Raw genomic sequence first — 4,128 nt, forward strand, 5'->3', positions numbered from 1 at the left:
CTTGCGGGCGGCTCCGGGGCGCCTTGCAGCGGCACCACCCGCGCGCTCGATCGCGGCTTCAACCATGATCTCGACGTCGATGCCGGGTGCCGCGAGCTTGGCTTCGACGGTGGCGCGTGCCGGCGTCTGGCCGGGAACCACCCAGGCATCCCATTCCGAATTCATCTCGGCAAAGGTCTTGATGTCGGTCAGCCAGATATTGGCCTTGAGAATCTGCGTCTTGTCGGTGCCTGCTTCCTTCAGCGTGGCGTCGATCTGCTGCAGCACGTCCTTGGTCTGCTCGGCGACCGACTTGCCGAGAGCGGCGTCGGGCGTGAACCCTGCGAGATAGACCTTGTTGCCGTGGATGACGGCAGCGCTCATGCGGTTGCCGGGCTCGATGCGTTTCAGTGGCATATTTTCCTCCTGGATGACGGGACGTTCTTAGCGGCGATTCATGACGGCTTCAATGACCGAGAGCAGCACGCGCGGCAAAGTTTCGAAGGCATAGGGCGCATGCAGCCGTTCGAGCCAATGATGATAGTCTCTGCCCCACGGCCCGATATTGATGCACGGAAATCCGGCACTCTCGGGCATGGTGAAGCCGGTGCCCCAGACCGGCGTATTTGCTGCCGCCGCTGAAAGATCGCCAGAACTCTCGCCAAAGAAGCTCATGTCGGAGATGCCGGGGAAATAGCGGACGGAAGACAGGCCATGCGGCCTCACCGCAGCTTTGATCGCGTCTTCGAGGCCGGCATCGGTCAACGACACTGCTGGATAGGGGATGGAGCCGAAGCCCATCACCACCGCAGGACCGGAAAGCCCCGACTTCGCCCACACATGCGCCGTGAGGAGCTTGTTGCGCTCAGGAAGGTCGAGCGCGGTGAGAGCGGCCAGTTCATCCGCCTTCGCCTTGATCTCGTCTGGCGCAACCCGCGCGGCAAGCTCGGCATAAGTCATCACCGGAATGTCGCGGGCCACCTTGCGCGCCGCCCGCGCCATGGCGCGCCTCGCCAGCATCAGGGCGATGTCGAAAACATCACTGGCTGAACGGCGATGCTGCAGCGTGTTCCAGTAGAGCCAGCTCTGCGCCGGGGTCGTCACGTTGTAACCGGATTTCATATCCTTGGCATGGAGGGCGGTTGGTGGGGCTGCGATTTCATTGCCGCTCACCTCGGCCAGTTCGTCCGCCAGCTCGAATTCGGTCAGAAGTTCCGCACCCAGATAGGCCGCATTGACGCCATCCTGCGGGTAGCAGGCATGGGCCTCCTTGCCCACCACGAAGGCCGTCAAAAGCTGCTTTCCGATCGAGCCCAGCGCCACCACGCGGCCCACCGTGCCGTCGCCCTGGTCCGAAATCGCATCAAGATTGATGACGAGTTCGATGTCGAGACCATGCTCGCGCGCAATCACCGGAAGCAGCGGTACCGCGGCGCGAGCCCCTGCCGAGCGGTCCTCTTCATCCGATACGCCGAGGAACAGCAAATTCGCCTCGCCCGCATAGGTTTCCATCGCCGCAATTCCGGCGGCAAGACCCGCCTTCATGTCGAGGAGGCCTCTGCCGGGCAGGTAGTCACCGCTCTCGAAGTCCGCGAGCGCCAACGGATTCTCGCCCGTCCGCCTCAGCCGCGCGACGATCTCCGGAAGCAAAGATTCCGGCGTGAAGGCAAGCGGCTTCAGGTCTCCGTAGTCATCGACCGGCACCACGTCGAAATGCCCGGTCAGTACGATGGTGCGCCGTCCCCGCCCGCGCTTCAGCCAGAACACATTGCGGCGCGGATCGTTGGGAATGGGCAGCGTCGATGTCGAAGCCATTGGCCCGAGGCAGTAAACGAGCCTCTCGACCGCAGCCTCTTCCGCACTCCCCGTCACCGAGGGCCAGGAGGTGAGCGCGAGCGCGATCTCGCGCGCCCGGCTCGCGATGTCATTCCTCACGCCAGCGTCCGGTCACAGGCGAGAACAGCGTTGAGCAGGACTTGGGCACCAGCGCCGCATTCCTCCAGCGTCGTGGACTCAGCCTCGTTGTGCGAAATGCCGCCAAGACACGGAACGAAGATCATCGTGGTCGGCGTCACCCGCGCGATATAGGCGGCGTCATGGCCAGCCCCCGATGCCATTTCACGCATGGTATAGCCCGCCTGCTTCACCCCCTCGCGCACGCAGTCGATCAGGGGAGCCGCGAACTTCACCGCCGGCGAATTCCAGATGCGCTTTTCCTCAAGCTCAAGTCCAAGCTCTGCTGCGATCTTCGGCAATGCAGCCTGATACTCCGCTTCCATCCGGTCGAGAACTTTCTCCTCCGGGTGCCGCAAATCCACCGAGAAGAACACTTCGCCCGGCACCACGTTGCGGCTGTTGGGCTTGTTTTCGAGAAGCCCCACCGAGGCCACGCCCGGAAGATGCGCCATGCCCACCTGATGGATCGCCTCGATCATCCGCGCGGCACCAAGCAGCGCGTTCTTGCGGAGCCCCATGGGTGTCGCACCGGTATGTGACTCCTGCCCCCTGACAGTCACCTCATACCAGCGCATGCCCTGAACGCCGTTCACGACGCCGATCATCTTGTTCTCGGCTTCGAGGATCGGACCTTGCTCGATATGAAGTTCGAACATCGCCTGGAACTTGATGTCGCCGGCCTTCGCCTTGCCCTTGTAACCGATCCGCTCCAGTTCATCGCCAAGCTTGATGCCCTGCCGGTCCTCGCGCGAATAGGCATAGTCCGTGGTGAACACGCCCGCATAGACGCCCGAGCACAGCATGGCGGGCGCGAAGCGCGAGCCCTCTTCATTCGTCCAGTTGACGATCATGACGGGCGCAGTTGTCTCATAGCCCATGTCGACCAGCGTACGCATGGCTTCGAGCGCACCGAGCACGCCGAGAACGCCATCGAACTTGCCGCCCGTCGGCTGCGTGTCGAGATGCGAGCCCATGGCGATGGGCGCGATGTCATTGCGCTTGCCGGGGCGGGTGGCGAACATGTTGCCCACCTCATCCACCTCGACGGTGCAGCCCAGTTTCTCGCACTCCGCCTTGAACCAGTCGCGCACCTTCTTGTCTTCGTCAGAGACAGTCAGCCGCTTGATGCCGCCCTTGGGCGTGCCGCCGAACTTGGCAGTCTCCATGAGCGAATCCCAGAGACGCTGCGGATTGATGGTCAGATTGGTTTTCGATGTCATGGCACTCTCTCAGGCGATCTTGATGTCGGTTTGGGAAAAGTCGTTGCCTTTGAACAGCAAAGGCACATCGGAGTCCTTGGCGCACGCGTAGGAGAAGCAATCGCCCATGTTGAGCTTGGCTTTGTGTCCTTGCCCGCGGCCATATCTCTGGAAGGCTTGAATGGCGATGGTTGCGAGCTGTGGCTCAATGCCGATCTCCTTGACCGCATAGATTTTCTTGAACCCCTTCACGAGATCCAATGCATCGGCCACCGTGATCTTCCGCAGGCGTGCAAGTGCGAGCGCAGCTTCAAACTCGGCCAGAGGCGAGATTGTGCGCTTGCGGTGCGCCTTGAGCCTCAACCGCAAGTCCTCGCAGTCCGCCTCACCGGCGATGATTGCCACAAGGGCGGAAGCGTCGATGAACACCTTTAGTCCTCGTAAAGGCTGTCGTAGAAAGCCTTGTCTGCCTTGAGGCCAGTCTCTGGGTAGGACGCGAACCGGTCTTGCAGTTTCTTCAATTGCGCGTCCTCGTTGTCGGCCTCGCTCAGCTCAAGTTCTCGGGCGACAGCGCTCCTGATCGCTTCCGTCAAACTCACCCCGCGAAGCTTGGCAAGCTTCCGGACAGCCTTGTCCGTTTCCGGATCCTTTATGAAAATGCCCATGGTTTCATACCAGTATATACCAATGCCAGAAAATATATATCGAGATCGCTTCAGTGTCGATGGCGATTGGCCTTTGCCTCACGCCTGACGCAGAAGCAGCTCGCGTCACCAGATCGGCTTGCTCCGCGCCACGTGCGGCGCGTGCAGCGCCATGTCGGCGGGTCCCAGCCGGTTGGCGGCAGACGCGCACTGGTGCCAGTAGGGATAGTCGAGCGGCTGGAGGCTCGCGTCCTCGAGCGCCGCAAGTTCTTCGGACGACAGCGCCAGGGCGCCAGCGGCCAGGTTGTCCTTGAGCTGCGCCTCGGTGCGCGCGCCGACGATGATGTTGG

5 protein-coding genes and 1 pseudogene are annotated in these 4,128 nt (G+C 62.1%); all 6 read right to left on the reverse strand.

Translation table 11 applies throughout. The annotated features are described in order from the left end of the window. Positions 1-396 (reverse strand): RidA family protein (locus ACEW8Q_RS12145; protein WP_373504320.1); only part of this gene is annotated, 396 nt, incomplete at its 3' end. 27 nt (positions 397-423) lie between these two features. Then, entirely contained in the window at positions 424-1,914 is a 1,491-nt protein-coding gene (locus tag ACEW8Q_RS12150; RefSeq protein ID WP_373504321.1) for a M20/M25/M40 family metallo-hydrolase, read from the reverse strand. Further along, positions 1,911-3,155: a Zn-dependent hydrolase gene (locus ACEW8Q_RS12155; protein ID WP_373504322.1), complete on the reverse strand. Its 1,245-nt coding sequence runs from the start codon at positions 3,153-3,155 to the stop codon at positions 1,911-1,913. Before ACEW8Q_RS12155 ends, ACEW8Q_RS12150 begins: the two co-directional genes overlap by 4 nt. A 9-nt stretch (positions 3,156-3,164) precedes the next feature. Next, complete coding sequence (locus ACEW8Q_RS12160) at positions 3,165-3,563, reverse strand: type II toxin-antitoxin system VapC family toxin (RefSeq protein ID WP_373504323.1); 399 nt, start codon at positions 3,561-3,563, stop codon at positions 3,165-3,167. A 2-nt stretch (positions 3,564-3,565) separates the two neighbouring features. Then, positions 3,566-3,799 carry a type II toxin-antitoxin system VapB family antitoxin gene (locus ACEW8Q_RS12165; RefSeq protein WP_373504324.1) on the reverse strand — a complete coding sequence of 78 codons (234 nt, stop codon included), beginning with the start codon at positions 3,797-3,799 and terminating at the stop codon, positions 3,566-3,568. Between the two features lie 105 nt (positions 3,800-3,904). Further along, positions 3,905-4,128: pseudogene (locus ACEW8Q_RS12170) on the reverse strand (aldo/keto reductase); the annotation flags it as partial.

This window comes from Aestuariivirga sp., from assembly GCF_041738905.1.
Classification (GTDB): domain Bacteria; phylum Pseudomonadota; class Alphaproteobacteria; order Rhizobiales; family Aestuariivirgaceae; genus Aestuariivirga.

What these genes read in the sequence shown, in the direction of transcription:
- ACEW8Q_RS12155 (WP_373504322.1), bottom strand. Translation starts at nt 3,155, where the DNA reads ATGACATCGAAAACCAATCTGACCATCAATCCGCAGCGTCTCTGGGAT.
- ACEW8Q_RS12165 (WP_373504324.1), bottom strand. Translation starts at nt 3,799, where the DNA reads ATGGGCATTTTCATAAAGGATCCGGAAACGGACAAGGCTGTCCGGAAG.